Raw genomic sequence first — 13401 nt, forward strand, 5'->3', positions numbered from 1 at the left:
TGAAAATATGACTATTTCGTGATAATCTTTAACGATTTCCTGTTTATTTCTCATCTTTGTTAATTATCGTTAAATTTCATTGGGTAACGAGAGGAGAATTACCTGAATTATCAGGTCTGCCATATGAATCCTCCAGCTTCAGGCCGGGAAACCGGAGAGGTTTTATTCATTTTCCTCGCGATCCGCCCCATCAGGAGAAAACCCTGTTTTTTTTCGTCCGACCGGGGAAAGAGACCGGATTATTTCGTCTCCCTACCCGCCCTCGTGGTTCCGCCCGAGTTCGAGGGCGCTCATGCGGCGATACAGGGTGGCACGGCTGATCCCGAGCAGACGCGCGGCAGGCGCCACCTTGCCTGAACTCATCGCAAGCGCATCCCGGATCACGGCACGCGCCGCCCGGTCGAAATCCGGAAGGCGGACATCAGGGGCGCTCAGGGCGAGCCGGTCGGACGATCCGGCTGCAACGTCCCTCTCCCCGGGAGACGGATGATGGCGTGCGGCGTAGCTCGCTCCCACGATCCGCCCGGAGGAATCTCTTGCGATCATGGGAGTCGACAGGCGTTGTGCCGCAGCGAGCAGCGTTATGTCTCTCCCCTCGTGAACGGAACAGAATGTCGTCATCTCGAACCGACGCGCTGCCTCCGCCAGCAGGGCTTCCAGCACGCGGCACTCGGCAAGCCGGGCGCCGGGATGCGGCATGGTAACGTTGAAAGCGCCTGCGATCCTGCCATCGGCACCGTAAAACGGCGCAGCGCAACAGGTCAGGCGATGGAGTGCGGCGCTCCAGTGCTGAACCTCGTGCACCGTGACCGGCCGCCCTTCCACCAGACAGGTCCCCACACCGTTGGTGCCGACGAGATCCTCGGACCAGATCGCCCCGGCATGAAGATTCCATCGTCGGCAGCGCCGTTCCAGCGACGCGGGAGCGCGATGCGCCAGAACGACACCGTCGGCATCGCACAGGAGGGCGACATAACCGAACGGAACGACCAGACCGGAGAGATGCTCCAGAACTTCGAGCGCCACGCCCAACATGCGCCCCATTCTCTGCTTTGCCTGACGGAGTTCCGCCTGACAGAGAACGGGACCGATGACGCGCGCAGGTGCCGGAAGGCAATGCTGTACCTGACACCGCGCCCAGGACTCGTACAACCAGGACTCGGGCAATCCGCCGGACCATATTCCGGGGGACGCGGCATTGTGTCCATCGCTGCGAAGCGAATCCCGCCCTGCTGCTGGTCCTGCCATGAATATTGTCCTGTATTGAATTGTCTCTGCCGGAAAAACTGTCTCGGAACTGCGACAGTTCGGACCTGATACGAACACATGTCTGTTATTCGTCACATTATAATGTTCTGACGGCAGCGCAGGAGTGCGCAGATCTGGTCTGTCGCCTCCTCGAGCGGAGTCCTTCTCTTTTCAGGCCGGGCGACAGACGCATTTCCGCACAACCCCGCGCGCCGGTCCGGCGCGCCAGCTGGACGGTCTCACATGCAAATCCCCCATGACACGCTTCTGAGCTCCTATCGCGCGATGCGCACGATCCGGGAGTTCGAGGAAAGACTCCATGTGGAATTCGCCACAGGTGAAATCCCTGGTTTCGTCCATCTTTATTGCGGCGAGGAAGCCTCGGCTGTCGGCATCTGCGCCCATCTGAACGAGACCGACTCGATTGCGAGCACCCATCGCGGCCACGGGCACTGCATCGCGAAAGGTGTCGCCGTCGATGGCATGATGGCCGAGATCTACGGAAAGAAGAGCGGTGTCTGCGAGGGCAAGGGCGGATCGATGCACATCGCCGATCTCTCGCGCGGCATGCTCGGCGCCAACGGGATCGTCGGCGGGGGGCCGCCGCTGATCTGCGGGGCGGCTCTCTCCCACAAGCTCCTGCGCGATAATGGCGTTGCCGTTGCCTTTTATGGCGACGGTGCCTCCAACGAGGGCACGACGCTCGAAAGCCTGAATCTCGCCTCGGTCTGGCACCTGCCGGCGGTCTTCGTTCTCGAGGATAACGGCTACGGGGAGGCGACCGGCGCGTCCTACGCCTGTGCCGGGTCGCAGAAGGCCCGGGCGGAAGGATTCGGGATGCCCTATCTCGAATGCGACGGCTCCGATTTCTTTTCCGTCTACGAGACGGCCGGAGAAGCCATCGACCACGCCCGATCCGGCAAGGGCCCCGTCATGATGCATGTGCATCTCGCGCGCTGGTACGGCCATTTCGAAGGCGATGCCGCGAGCTATCGCAGGAGCGACGAGGTCGCGAAGCTCCGCGCGGAGCGGGATTGTCTCTCCTCCTTCCGCGAGCGCGTCATGCAGATCAGCACCGTCGAGAAAGAGGCACTCGATCGTATCGATGCGGAAATCCGCGCGGAGATCGAGGCAGCCGTGCGCCAGGCCAAGGCCGATCCCGTCCCGTCGCCGCAGGACCTGATCGAAAACGTCTACGTGACCTACTGAACGCTCCGCCGCCAGACAGGGAGGACAGGACCATGAGCAGAAAAAGCTACCGTCAGGCCATCAACGAGGCCCTGCGACAGGAAATGCGCCGCGATGAGCGTGTGATCCTGATGGGTGAGGACATTGCCGGAGGAAAAGGCGGCAGCTCGGGTGTCGAGGAAGCCTGGGGCGGCGTACTCGGCGTGACGAAAGGCCTCTACACCGAATTCGGCCCGGATCGCGTGCTCGATACGCCGATTTCCGAAGCCTCCTATATCGGCGCAGCCGCCGGCGCTGCGGCCACGGGTCTGCGCCCGGTGGCCGAACTGATGTTCGTCGATTTCGTCGGCTGCTGTCTCGATCAGATCATGAACCAGGCGGCCAAGTTCCGCTATATGTTCGGCGGGAAGGCCCGCACGCCTCTGGTCATCCGTACGATGTATGGCGCAGGGCTCTCTGCCGCCGCCCAGCACAGCCAGGCGCTGTACCCCCTCTTCACCCATATTCCGGGGCTCAAGGTGGTCATTCCATCATCCCCCTACGAGGCAAAGGGGCTGCTCATCGAGGCGATCCGCGACGACGATCCGGTGATCTTTCTCGAGAACAAGCTGATGTACGACGAGGAGGAAGACGTCCCGGACGAGGCCTATACCATTCCGTTCGGAGAGGCGAACCTCACCCGGGAAGGAAAGGACGTCACCATCGTCGCTTTCGGGCGCATGGTGGGCTTCGCAAATAGCGCAGCGGACCGCCTGAAGAAGGACGGTATCGCCTGCACCGTTCTCGATCCCCGGACGACCTCTCCGCTCGATACGGGCACGATCCTCGACTGCGTGGCGGAAACGGGTCGCCTCGTCATCGTCGACGAATCGAGCCCGCGCTGCAACATGGCGACCGACATAGCCGCTCTCGTTGCCGAAGAAGGGTTCGACACCCTGCGCGCGCCGATACGCCGCGTGACACCGCCCCATACGCCCGTACCGTTCTCCGCAGCGCTCGAGCGGCATTACATGCCGGACCCGGAGAAGATCGAAGCCGCCGCCCGGGCCGTCATGGGCTATGGCGCGAGACAGGAGGCCTGAGCGATGCATGAAGGGATCACGCCCGTCACCATGCCGAAATTCGGCCTCGCCATGACCGAGGGAACCCTCGTCGGCTGGCTGGCCGAGCCCGGCGCGACACTCGCCGCCGGGCAGGACCTGGCAGAGATCGAAACGACGAAGATCACCAATGTCTACGAAAGTCCCGCCGCCGGAACGCTGCGGCGATGTCTCGCCGCGCCGGGGGACACGCTTCCTGTAGGAGCCCTCATCGGCGTTCTTGCGCCCGATGACGTCCCCGAAGACGCGATCGAGTCCTATCTGGCCGCATGGAAGACAGCACCCGAGCAGGACATGGCGGCGGAGACCCACGCGCCCGAGACCCGTATCGTCGAGATCGGGGATCTGCGTCTGAGAATCCGTGAGAGCAACCCGCCAGCCGATCCGGAGACGCCGACCGGAGCGCCGGTCCTGCTGATCCATGGTTTTGCCGGTGCGCTCGAGAACTGGACGCTCGTGGAAAACGCTCTGGCCGCAACGGATCGTGTCATCGCATTCGACCTTCCCGGACATGGAGAATCCTCCAAATCCGTGGGGGACGGTTCGATCGATCACCTAGCAGCCGTCACGGCGGCGCTTCTGGCGGAACGGGGAATCGACCATGTCCATGTCGTCGGTCACTCCCTGGGTGGGGCGATTGCCATCGCCCTGGCTGCACATCATCCCGCACGCGTCGCGAGCCTGACCCTGATCGCCCCGGTCGGTCTGGGAGAGACCATCAACGCCGCCTTCATCGAGGGAATCCTCACCGCAGATCGGCGCCGGACGCTCGAGCCGGTTCTCGCGATGCTCGTACGGAACAGGAATCTCATCACGCGTCAGATGGTCGAGGATATGATTCGCTTCAAACGTCTCGACGGGGCGCTTCACGGGCTCGAGACCCTGGCCCGGACGAATTTCGACGGGACACGCCAGATACACTCCCTGAGAGGCGCGCTGGCCGGTTTCGAAGGGCGAACAACCCTCCTCTGGGGTGAGGACGACGAGATCCTGCCCGTGACAGCGACGCAGGGCCTATCCGGAAACATCGCATGCCGGATTCTGCCCGAGACAGGCCATATGCCCCAGCTCGAGCAGGCCGAGGAGGTCGTGCGTGCCATACGCGCGGCGACCGGGAACCGAAGCTGATTCCGCCCGGATAAACCCGCAGCAACGGGTGAGACCCGGTCATGGTGCTTCCGGTCAGGGTGACGGATGGAGAGACGCCTCTCTCTCCATCCTCATCGGCGTCCCGTTGGGGGAAGAGATCATCATTGACAGGGACGTAACATATCCATATTTCTGGATATATGGATACTGAAACCGCTCTTCCGGTTCTCTCGGCCCTCTCCCAGCCGAGCCGGCTCGCGATTTTCCGCCTTCTCGTACGCCACGAGCCGCAAGGGCTCGCCGCCGGGGAGGTGGCCCGTCATCTCGTTCAGCCGCAGAACACGATCTCGGCCCATCTCGCGATTCTCCAGCGCGCGGGGCTGGTCTCCACCACCCGGAACGGGCGGTTCGTCTCCTGTCGTGCCGAGCCGTCGCAGGTGGAAGCGCTCGCCGCCTTTCTCCTTGCGGAATGCTGCGCGGAAAATGCCGCACAGGGCGGATCGTGTCCGCCCCGTCCGGCTCATCGAGAGGAGACACAGTCTTGAACGCACCCTCACCCCATGACCTTTCCCTGCTTTTCCCGATCGAGGAGGACCGGCTGGAACCCGCCCGCCGCGCGGACCACCCTCCCCGGATTCTTCTGCTCTACGGTTCGCTCCGTCCGCGCTCCTTCAGCCGCCTGCTGACTCTCGAAGCCGAGCGGATCCTCCGACAGCTCGGCGCGGAAACGCGCGTCTTCGATCCGGCCGGTCTTCCCCTGCTGGACTCGACGGGAGACGATCACCCGAAAGTGCAGGAATTGCGCGACCTTTCCCGCTGGTCGGAGGGTCAGGTCTGGTGCAGCCCCGAACGCCACGGCACGATGACATCGATCTTCAAGAACCAGATCGACTGGCTGCCGCTCGAAACCGCTGCGGTACGCCCCACCCAGGGCAGAACCCTGGCTGTGATGCAGGTTTGCGGAGGATCGCAGAGCTTCAACACAGTCAATGCCCTTCGGGTCCTCGGACGATGGATGCGCATGATCACGATCCCGAACCAGTCCAGCGTTCCGATGGCATACAGACAATTCGACGAGAACGACCGTATGCTTCCCTCGACGCTTTACGACCGGGTGGTCGATGTCATGGAGGAGCTGGTGAAATTCACGCGTCTCACGCGTGACCGTGCGGATTATCTCGTGGATCGTTTCAGCGAACGAAAGGCACGCATCCCCCTGCCGGATGCGCTCTAGCGCATCGTCCCGACAGGTACGTCCCGAAGCCATCTCCCCGACATAACCGTTTCCCTGGCATGGCCGTCTTCCTGCAAGACAGGATCGCCGTCGGGAGAACCGATAGCGAGCGGGCAGTGACCGACGATTCTGACTGCATCTATCGGAGCCCGGCGACAGGCCTGAGGACCACCATGCGATATTGCGGCCATGTGGTGAACCCGAGCGTGGTCTGCTCGAAATCGAGTACGCCGTCGGCGGGATGATGAAACCGGCGAGGCCCTCCCTCTCGCGTCGTCACCGCCTGCTGATGCCAGAGACGCTCGAAATCCCGACTCGCGGCTCGCAATCTGGATACCAGAGCGCCCACTTTCTCCGTTTCACCATGCAGGCTGTCCGACCGGAATTCAGCCAGAACCCGCTGCGCATTATGCTCCCACCGGTCCATGAAACGCCGCGCTTCAGGATCGAGAAACACGTAATCGAGAAGATTGCGGTCCCCCGCCCCGAACCAGGCACCGAACAAGGTGCATGCCGCCTCATTGGCGACACGTATATTCCATAACGCATCGAGAACGTAGCACGGCACCTTCAGGAGATCGGGCATCCCGGCCACAGGGGACGGCATCTCATCACTGGCGGAACGGGATCCGTCCGGATCCCTGAGCTCTGCCAATGCGAAAACATATTCACGTTCCGCGGGCGACAGACGCAACGAAGAGGCAATGCGCCCCAGCGCCGACGCCGAGCATGAAATGTCTCTCCCCTGCTCGAGCCATGTGTACCAGGTCGTACTGATCCCGCAGAGTTGAGCCGCCTCCTCCCGACGCAGGCCGGACACCCGGCGGCGACCTGACCCCGGCTGCAATCCCACATCGGCCGGAGTGAGAGCCTCACGCCGGGTGCGCAGAAAAATACCTATATCTCGAGCCCGATCTGGGTCACGCCATGTCATGGTATTTTCAATACCGGGATAAAATTCGAACTTATACCCTCTTCGGCAGAACGTCATCGTAGCCGCTGTCCGGATCGGCGCTTCTCCCTGCCGGTTCAGGAAAACGACCGGAGATGATCTCATGAACGAGCCTTTTATAGCCCGGCATTACGCATCCCGTGCCGAGCGCTATGTGACAAGCGACGTGCATCGCCACGGTGACGATCTGGACGCCATCGGCGCTCTGGCTGCGGAGAGCAGCTTCGGGCATGTCCTCGATCTGGGATCCGGGGGCGGCCATGTCGCCTATTGCCTCGCCCCTCATGTCGAAACGGTCCTTGCCTGCGATATTACGCCGAATATGCTCGATGCGATCGCCCGGGAAGCCGCTCAGAGGAGCCTGCCCAACGTCGTGACCCTCTGCGCGCCGGCCGAAAACCTTCCGTTGGGCGATGCATCGTTCGACGCCATCTTCTGCCGCTTTACGACACATCACTGGGAGAACCCCCGTGCGGGGCTATGCGAGGCGCGCCGCGTTCTCGTCCCCGGAGGCCTCGCCACGTTCATCGACGTGACCGCACCGGTATCGCCGATGGTCGATAGCTGGCTTCAGACACTCGAGCTGTTGCGCGATGTATCCCACGTTCGTGATTACAGTTGCGCGGAATGGGAGAAAATGCTGGATGATGCCGGGCTTTCCATCATCGGAAAACATGCTCACAAGCTGCGCATGGAATTCGCGAGCTGGGTTGCACGCACCGGCGCACCGCCCGTCCGGATCGAGGCGATCCGGTCACTGCAGGAAGCCGCCCCGGAGATCGTGCGCGACACGCTCGTGATCGAACCCGATGGCAGCTTCACCGTCGATGTACACAGATATGTTGTCGTACGAATATGAAAGAGGGTCGGGATGTATCCCCGGGCCTCCGCTGGCCCTTCGCCCGATCTGCGGCACGTCCTGCTTCGGACAGGAGGATTCAGCGCGGCGTTTGCCAGGCCTCTTCCAGACCCGTCCTGCTCTGGAGGATCACCGTTTCGAGGTCGCGCTCGTACAGGCTGTCTTCGACACCGGACGAGAAGATCTCGACGGTGCAGACACCCTCGTAACCGGCATCATGCGTTGCATGGAGCAGGGCGCCGAGCGGAATGACCCCCTCTCCCGGCACGAGGCGATCCATGGTCGAGCGCGGCACGCGCCAGTCGCTCGCCTGAACGACGAAGATCCGCTTTCCCGCGCGCCGGATAGCGGCACAGCATTCGGGTTGCTGCCAGATATTCCAGTAATCGAGACACAGACCGCAGGATCCGTGACCGGTCGCATCGAGCAGATCAAGTGCCTGGTCGATGGTCCAGATCGCGGTCTCGATATTCATCGATGTCGGATTGAGCGGCTCGATCGCCAGGGTCACGCCCAGATCGGCGGCAAGCGGCGCAAGCACGCGCATCTGACGCGCGGTCTCGTCGATCGCGCGCTGCATGTTCCCTTCGGGGGGCGCACCGGTATTCATGACGAAAGACGCCCCCGGCGTCATCGGCGCCAGACGCTTCAGACTTTCCGCAAAGGCGGTCATACGGGCAGGCACGCCCTCGGGCTCGGGCGCCATGCGGCTGTCGAACACGGTTCGTATGCCAGGCTGGACGGCACTGATCCCCAGACCGGCATCGATGGCCATCTGGATCTGTTCCGGAGCGCGGTCCCGATCCAGTTTCGCCTCACAGATCTCGATCGCATCGACACCGAGTGCGGCATAACGGGCCACGTCCTCCTCGAAGGACCATGGCTGGGTGGTGAACTCGTTCACCCCGAAACGGAAGGGAAGCCGCGTCATCGACCGATGAACTCCTCTACCGCCCTGTTGAATTTATCCGTCTCGTCCAGGAAGATCATGTGCGAACTCTCCGAAAAACGCAGCGCGGTACAGTTGGGCATGTTGTCCGCCACCCAGGCCGGGCCCTCGGGGACGAGTACCGCGTCTTTTTCCGCGATCATCATGAGCGATGGCAGGTCAAGATGGGGCAGAACGTCGCGCCAGTCCTGTGTCGTATGATCGGCCATCATCGCGGCACGCGCATGGGCAGGAGACTTCGCCATCTCGGAAAGGAGCATGGCGCGCTCGTCTTCTCCCAGCGTGGTCGCAAGACAATCCGACAGGTTCTGACGGTCGAATCCTTCCGGATCGAGCGTCAGTTTCTGGATGGTCTCGCTCAGTCCGGCCTGATCGTAACAGGCAGCATGACCGGATTTCCAGCTGGAGGAGTAATATTGACGCGGCGTCTGCTGGACGAAAATGGCATCGCGCAGCCGCGCCTTCCCGAAAAGCTCGAGATAGGACCAGATGATGGGACATCCGATGGACCAGCCGAGCACGGTCACGTCCTCGAGTTCGAGCGCTTCGAGGAGATCCCGCAGATCCGCGGCAAGCCGCGCGATCCGGTAGGAGTGATCCGGCTTGTCCGACTCGCCATGCCCACGCAGGTCGACGGTTATGACACGCGCCTTCTCCGACAGGACCGGCACGTTGCGATGAAAAAACCGGCCGGAGAACGTCCAGCCATGCAGCATGACCAGTGGTCTCCCGTGCCCCTGCTCCCGGTAATGAAGCTTCGTGCCGTCGCTGGCGATGATATGGGGCATGGTCCCTCGCAACTATGTGAACGAATCAGGAGTTCTCTCGCAAGCGTCCGGGAGGGGCGGCAGTTCCATGAAGGCTTCGTCATACGCTGCGGAGCGGGACATGACGAAGCCCCGAGCCCCGAGCCCCTGGCCCTGGCCCGGGATGCAGGAAACCGCCGGAGGAGGCCTACGCCATGGCACGAGGAAAAGGGCGCGTTGCGTCGAAACCCGCCAAAGCCGATCTTCCGGAAAAGCTCTGCCCTGTCTGTCTGAGGCCGTTTCGATGGCGCAGAAAATGGGCGAGAGAATGGGATTCCGTGCGCTATTGCTCGGAAAGATGCCGACGGGCCGGCACGACGGAGCGCGACCCGTCTGCCGCGCAGGCATGAAAAAACCCCGCTCTCGCAAGAGAACGGGGTTTTTCCGTAAGCGATCCTTCCGGGAGGGAGATCCGAAGACCTGCCTCCCCGGAAGAAGAATCAGCGCTTCGAGAACTGGAAGGAACGACGTGCCTTGGCGCGGCCGTACTTCTTGCGCTCGACGACGCGGCTGTCACGGGTGAGGAACCCGGCAACCTTGAGGATACCGCGCAGGGCGGGATCGTAATGGGTCAGGGCACGCGAGATGCCATGACGCACGGCGCCGGCCTGGCCGGACAGACCGCCGCCCTTGACCGTGCAATAGACGTCGAACTTGTTGTAGCTGTCGGTCAGCAGGAAGGGCTGCGTGATGAGCATACGCAGGACCGGACGTGCGAAATAGGTCGTGACCGGGCGGCCATTGACGATGATGTCGCCCTTGCCCGGCTTGACCCAGACGCGGGCGGTTGCGTCCTTGCGGCGACCCGTCGCATAGGAACGGCCCTGTGCGTCGCGCTTGACTTCGTGAACCGGTGCAGCCTGCGTGGCGGGCGCGATACCGGCGAGGTCCTGAAGCGTACCCGTGCGCTCTTGAGTTTCAGACATATCTCTCAGGCCTCGATCACATTGAGGGTGTTCTTGCGGTTCATGGACGCAACATCCAGCTTGACCGGCTGCTGGCCTTCATGCGGATGCTTGTCACCGGCATAGACATACAGGTGCTTCATCTGGGCGCGCTGAAGCGGGCCGCGCGTGATCATGCGCTCGACAGCCTTCTCGATCACGCTGCCGGGGTTCTTGCCCTCGAGGCGCTGCGTGATGGTGCGCTCCTTGATGCCACCGGGATGACCCGTGTGGTAATGGAAGAGCTTCTGCCCGACCTTGTTGCCGGTCAGGACGATCTTCTCGGCGTTGATCACGACGATATTGTCGCCGCAATCGACATGCGGGGTGAATTGCGGCTTGTGCTTGCCGCGCAGGCGGGTCGCGATGATGGTGGCGAGGCGGCCGAGAACGAGCCCTTCGGCGTCGATCAGGGTCCAGCCTTTCGTCACCTCTGCGGGCTTCAACGAAGGTGTGGTCTTCATGATTCAGACTGATCCAGCAACATGTGTTGGTATTGGGCGCGCCTTATGCGGGCCGCAGGGAAGCGCGTCAAGCTTTTTCGCGATTCCCTTCCCGCGTTTCGTGGCGGTTTTCCGGGCTTTCCGGGGTTGAGGTATCATGATACCACATATCGCCATGCCGGATTTGGAGTTGCCCGCGCATCGGGGTAACATTATGCCTGGTTAACGATATGGCCGATCCGGGAAAGAGAGTGACGTGAAGAGACCCTTGCTTTTCTTTGGTCTGTGCAGCGTGATCGTCGGGCTGGGCTGGGTCGGCGCGCGCCATGAATCGAAGGCAGAGCTGCAACGGGCGCTCGCCAGCTTCCGGGCCAATCTGCCCCCCGATGCCCGTTTCGAATACGATCGCGCCTATCCCCGGATTCTCGCGCGTGGCGCGGGCTTCGAAAACGCCCGCTTCACCCGCGGCTCCGTCCGGCTTGCCGCGCGCCATCTCACGGTCAACAACCCGACCGGCTTTCTGGTCAGCGGCCTCGGATTCTCGCGCATCCGCGCCGAGGGCGTGACTGTCGACGGCCCCGTATCGGGCACCATCGACGACCTCACCCTCAACAGATTGCGCCTGCCCCCGATGAGCCGGGACAAGAAGGACATCACGTCCCTCCCTCCTGCCTCGGAGATCCGCTTCCGTCATGGCCAGATCCATCGCCTGGATCTGAAGACCGCAACGCCCGGTTGCCGTTTTCGGCTCCGGGAGGCGATTCTGGACAATTACGGCCATGATGACGGCAATGGCGGAGAATTGCACGATCTCTCCGCGGTCTGCGATACCGACAGCCCGCAAGCGCTTCTGCTCTCCCGCCGGTCCCGGCTGAAGCTTGCCCCGATACAGGCCGGGATCGGCACACTTCACGAGAAGGGGTTCCGGCTCGCACGGATGGTCGCGCTGATCGATTCGGGCGCCCGGAAGCCTCTTCTCCCGGGCCTGAAGGCCGAACCGGATCTATGGGAGGCGCCGGCGACCTTCGAGAGCGGCAAGATCGCAGCCTCGCTCGCAGGGCTGCGTCTGACGATCGATACCTCTGAGATGGGCAGTCGGATAGAGGGCGGATTCCTCAAGAAGGAAACCGACATGCGCGATGTCGTCGTGACAGGGCTTCCCCCTCAGGCCACGCGTTTCCTGCCTGACGGGATACGGGTGGCCCATCTCGTCCAGCGCCTGCATCTCAATATGAAATCCGGCCATGGCGAGACCGCCCTGACCGCCAGTACGCCGGGCGTCTTTTCCCTGGAGTTCGGCATGTCTGGCGCGAATTTCGTGCCTCTGCCGAACCAAACCCGGCGGGCGTCTGAAGGACCTCTGATCGACTCCCTGCAGATCAGTTACCGGGATGAGGGCAATACCGTGGACACGCTGCTCCAGCGTATTGCCGACAGCCAGAACGTGCCGCTCGCCCAGCTCAAGGCGCGGCTCATCCTGCCTATGGCAATCATGATCCAGACGACACCGGGGCTGAGTGCCCTGCCGGGCTTTCTCGAGAATGCCCAGGGTCATACCCTCGTCTTTGCGCTCCATCCGCCCGAACCTCTCACGCTGGACATGCTGCGCAGCCTCGGCGCACGACTCAAGGCCGACAGCGCGATGCGGCAGCGATGGTTGTCTCCCCCGGTCCTGACCACGAGCTTGCAGTGAGGTCCGTCGCACCGATCCATGTCATCGGCGCATCGGGTCGCTCCGGTCGCGCCCTGTGCCGCGCGCTCCATGCGCGCGGAGATACGGTCATCGCGGTCACGCGACGTCCGGTTTCCGATGAGGCTTTCAACGAGACGAGACAGGCGGAACTCGAGGATCCTGCCGCCCTGAAAAAGGCGCTCGCCGATGCGAAGCGGGTCGTCTCGACGGCCCATGCGCGGTACATCCCGGCCATTCTCGAAGCGACCTCCGCCGATACGGTGCTCATCGGTCTCGGAAGCACGCGCAAATTCACCAACTGGCCCGACGCGCATGGAAGAGGTGTCCTGGCTGGCGAGACCGCTCTTCTGAAGTCCGGGCGCCCGGGGCTGCTCCTTCATCCGACGATGATCTACGGCGCGCGCGGAGAGGACAATGTGCAGCGTCTGGCAGCCCTGCTGCGGCGCCTGCCCCTTGTCCCCCTTCCGAACGGAGGCAGGGCACGCGTTCAACCCATCTATCAGGACGATGTCACCCGCGCGCTGGTTGCGGCGCTCGATCTCGCGGCCAGCGGCGCCATCGCCGGACCGGAAACGCTTGTCATCGCCGGGCCGGATCCGGTCGCCTATCGCGATTTCATCAGGGCGATCCTGCATGCCTCGGCCATGCGGCAGCGCCCGATTGTCTCCATCCCCGGGCGCCTGCTCGAATATCTGGCCCCTCTCGTCTCGCGGCTGCCCGGCTTTCCGGAAATAGGGCGTGACGAGGTCCGGCGTCTGATGGAAGACAAGGCTTTCGATTCCGCCCCGATGCGCGCCCGTCTGGGCTTCGATCCGGTTTCCCTGCAGAATGGTCTGCGGCAGCTCTTCGATGCGGATGATCGCGTCGCCGCACGCAATATTGCCCCGGCAGACTGA

15 protein-coding genes and 1 pseudogene are annotated in these 13401 nt (G+C 62.8%); 9 read left to right on the top strand and 7 right to left on the bottom strand.

Annotated elements, in window-relative coordinates; translation table 11 throughout:
* Window positions 1-252 precede the first annotated feature (252 nt).
* Window positions 253-1248 (bottom strand): GAF domain-containing protein, encoded by a 996-nt coding sequence (locus tag SSA02_RS08320; RefSeq protein ID WP_147093597.1) that lies wholly within the window; start codon window positions 1246-1248, stop codon window positions 253-255.
* A 243-nt stretch (window positions 1249-1491) separates the two neighbouring features.
* Between SSA02_RS08320 and SSA02_RS08325 the strand changes: the two genes are divergently transcribed.
* The 5 genes from SSA02_RS08325 to arsH all read left to right on the top strand — a co-directional run bounded on the left by SSA02_RS08325 (window position 1492) and on the right by arsH (window position 5859).
* Window positions 1492-2457 carry a thiamine pyrophosphate-dependent dehydrogenase E1 component subunit alpha gene (locus SSA02_RS08325; RefSeq protein WP_147093598.1) on the top strand — a complete coding sequence of 322 codons (966 nt, stop codon included), beginning with the start codon at window positions 1492-1494 and terminating at the stop codon, window positions 2455-2457.
* Between the two features lie 32 nt (window positions 2458-2489).
* The gene (locus tag SSA02_RS08330; RefSeq protein ID WP_147093599.1) at window positions 2490-3518 is read left to right on the top strand and encodes an alpha-ketoacid dehydrogenase subunit beta; all 1029 of its coding nucleotides are present in this window, start codon (window positions 2490-2492) and stop codon (window positions 3516-3518) included.
* A 3-nt stretch (window positions 3519-3521) separates the two neighbouring features.
* Window positions 3522-4664, top strand: a complete 1143-nt coding sequence (locus SSA02_RS08335; protein ID WP_147093600.1) for an acetoin dehydrogenase dihydrolipoyllysine-residue acetyltransferase subunit — start codon at window positions 3522-3524, stop codon at window positions 4662-4664.
* 161 nt (window positions 4665-4825) lie between these two features.
* The gene (locus SSA02_RS08340; protein ID WP_147093601.1) at window positions 4826-5170 is read left to right on the top strand and encodes an ArsR/SmtB family transcription factor; all 345 of its coding nucleotides are present in this window, start codon (window positions 4826-4828) and stop codon (window positions 5168-5170) included.
* Window positions 5167-5859 (top strand): arsenical resistance protein ArsH, encoded by a 693-nt coding sequence (gene arsH, locus SSA02_RS08345; RefSeq protein WP_281287515.1) that lies wholly within the window; start codon window positions 5167-5169, stop codon window positions 5857-5859. Before SSA02_RS08340 ends, arsH begins: the two co-directional genes overlap by 4 nt.
* A gap of 139 nt (window positions 5860-5998) precedes the next feature.
* Here arsH and SSA02_RS12915 read toward each other — a convergent pair whose 3' ends face one another.
* Together SSA02_RS12915 and SSA02_RS12920 are read right to left on the bottom strand one after the other, a co-directional pair.
* Entirely contained in the window at window positions 5999-6466 is a 468-nt protein-coding gene (locus SSA02_RS12915) for an MmyB family transcriptional regulator (protein ID WP_246103770.1), read from the bottom strand.
* 72 nt (window positions 6467-6538) lie between these two features.
* Window positions 6539-6916 (bottom strand): annotated as a pseudogene (locus SSA02_RS12920) (helix-turn-helix domain-containing protein); the annotation flags it as partial.
* On the opposite strand from SSA02_RS12920, the gene SSA02_RS08355 reads away from it, so the two are divergent.
* Complete coding sequence (locus SSA02_RS08355) at window positions 6915-7670, top strand: class I SAM-dependent methyltransferase (protein WP_147093603.1); 756 nt, start codon at window positions 6915-6917, stop codon at window positions 7668-7670. The pseudogene SSA02_RS12920 and the gene SSA02_RS08355 sit on opposite strands and share 2 nt — an antisense overlap.
* 79 nt (window positions 7671-7749) lie before the next feature.
* Here SSA02_RS08355 and SSA02_RS08360 read toward each other — a convergent pair whose 3' ends face one another.
* A complete protein-coding gene (locus SSA02_RS08360) occupies window positions 7750-8601 on the bottom strand; it encodes a sugar phosphate isomerase/epimerase family protein (RefSeq protein WP_147093604.1) in 852 nt (283 codons plus the stop codon).
* Window positions 8598-9407: an alpha/beta fold hydrolase gene (locus SSA02_RS08365; protein WP_147093605.1), complete on the bottom strand. Its 810-nt coding sequence runs from the start codon at window positions 9405-9407 to the stop codon at window positions 8598-8600. The genes SSA02_RS08360 and SSA02_RS08365 overlap by 4 nt, the downstream gene beginning before the upstream one ends.
* A 173-nt stretch (window positions 9408-9580) precedes the next feature.
* Between SSA02_RS08365 and SSA02_RS08370 the strand changes: the two genes are divergently transcribed.
* Window positions 9581-9775: a DUF2256 domain-containing protein gene (locus SSA02_RS08370; RefSeq protein WP_147093606.1), complete on the top strand. Its 195-nt coding sequence runs from the start codon at window positions 9581-9583 to the stop codon at window positions 9773-9775.
* A gap of 90 nt (window positions 9776-9865) precedes the next feature.
* Here the strand turns inward: SSA02_RS08370 and rpsI are convergent, their stop codons facing one another.
* Both rpsI and rplM read right to left on the bottom strand, forming a co-directional pair.
* On the bottom strand, window positions 9866-10351 hold the full coding sequence (gene rpsI, locus SSA02_RS08375) for a 30S ribosomal protein S9 (protein ID WP_147093607.1): 486 nt from the start codon (window positions 10349-10351) through the stop codon (window positions 9866-9868).
* Between the two features lie 5 nt (window positions 10352-10356).
* The gene (rplM, locus tag SSA02_RS08380; protein WP_147093608.1) at window positions 10357-10833 is read right to left on the bottom strand and encodes a 50S ribosomal protein L13; all 477 of its coding nucleotides are present in this window, start codon (window positions 10831-10833) and stop codon (window positions 10357-10359) included.
* Between the two features lie 235 nt (window positions 10834-11068).
* On the opposite strand from rplM, the gene SSA02_RS08385 reads away from it, so the two are divergent.
* Window positions 11069-12505 (top strand): hypothetical protein, encoded by a 1437-nt coding sequence (locus SSA02_RS08385; protein ID WP_147093609.1) that lies wholly within the window; start codon window positions 11069-11071, stop codon window positions 12503-12505.
* Complete coding sequence (locus SSA02_RS08390) at window positions 12502-13401, top strand: NAD(P)H-binding protein (RefSeq protein ID WP_246103744.1); 900 nt, start codon at window positions 12502-12504, stop codon at window positions 13399-13401. Before SSA02_RS08385 ends, SSA02_RS08390 begins: the two co-directional genes overlap by 4 nt.

The sequence above is a fragment of the Swaminathania salitolerans genome (assembly GCF_007988945.1).
In the GTDB taxonomy this organism is placed as follows: Bacteria; Pseudomonadota; Alphaproteobacteria; order Acetobacterales; family Acetobacteraceae; genus Swaminathania; species Swaminathania salitolerans.

Bases quoted from the DNA above. Each gene is read 5' to 3' on its own strand.
- SSA02_RS08320 (WP_147093597.1), bottom strand. From the start codon at position 1,248: ATGGCAGGACCAGCAGCAGGGCGGGATTCGCTTCGCAGCGATGGACAC.
- SSA02_RS08325 (WP_147093598.1), top strand. From the start codon at position 1,492: ATGCAAATCCCCCATGACACGCTTCTGAGCTCCTATCGCGCGATGCGC.
- SSA02_RS08330 (WP_147093599.1), top strand. From the start codon at position 2,490: ATGAGCAGAAAAAGCTACCGTCAGGCCATCAACGAGGCCCTGCGACAG.
- SSA02_RS08335 (WP_147093600.1), top strand. From the start codon at position 3,522: ATGCATGAAGGGATCACGCCCGTCACCATGCCGAAATTCGGCCTCGCC.
- SSA02_RS08340 (WP_147093601.1), top strand. From the start codon at position 4,826: ATGGATACTGAAACCGCTCTTCCGGTTCTCTCGGCCCTCTCCCAGCCG.
- SSA02_RS12915 (WP_246103770.1), bottom strand. From the start codon at position 6,466: ATGCCGTCCCCTGTGGCCGGGATGCCCGATCTCCTGAAGGTGCCGTGC.
- SSA02_RS08355 (WP_147093603.1), top strand. From the start codon at position 6,915: ATGAACGAGCCTTTTATAGCCCGGCATTACGCATCCCGTGCCGAGCGC.
- SSA02_RS08360 (WP_147093604.1), bottom strand. From the start codon at position 8,601: ATGACGCGGCTTCCCTTCCGTTTCGGGGTGAACGAGTTCACCACCCAG.
- SSA02_RS08365 (WP_147093605.1), bottom strand. From the start codon at position 9,407: ATGCCCCATATCATCGCCAGCGACGGCACGAAGCTTCATTACCGGGAG.
- SSA02_RS08370 (WP_147093606.1), top strand. From the start codon at position 9,581: ATGGCACGAGGAAAAGGGCGCGTTGCGTCGAAACCCGCCAAAGCCGAT.
- rpsI (WP_147093607.1), bottom strand. From the start codon at position 10,351: ATGTCTGAAACTCAAGAGCGCACGGGTACGCTTCAGGACCTCGCCGGT.
- rplM (WP_147093608.1), bottom strand. From the start codon at position 10,833: ATGAAGACCACACCTTCGTTGAAGCCCGCAGAGGTGACGAAAGGCTGG.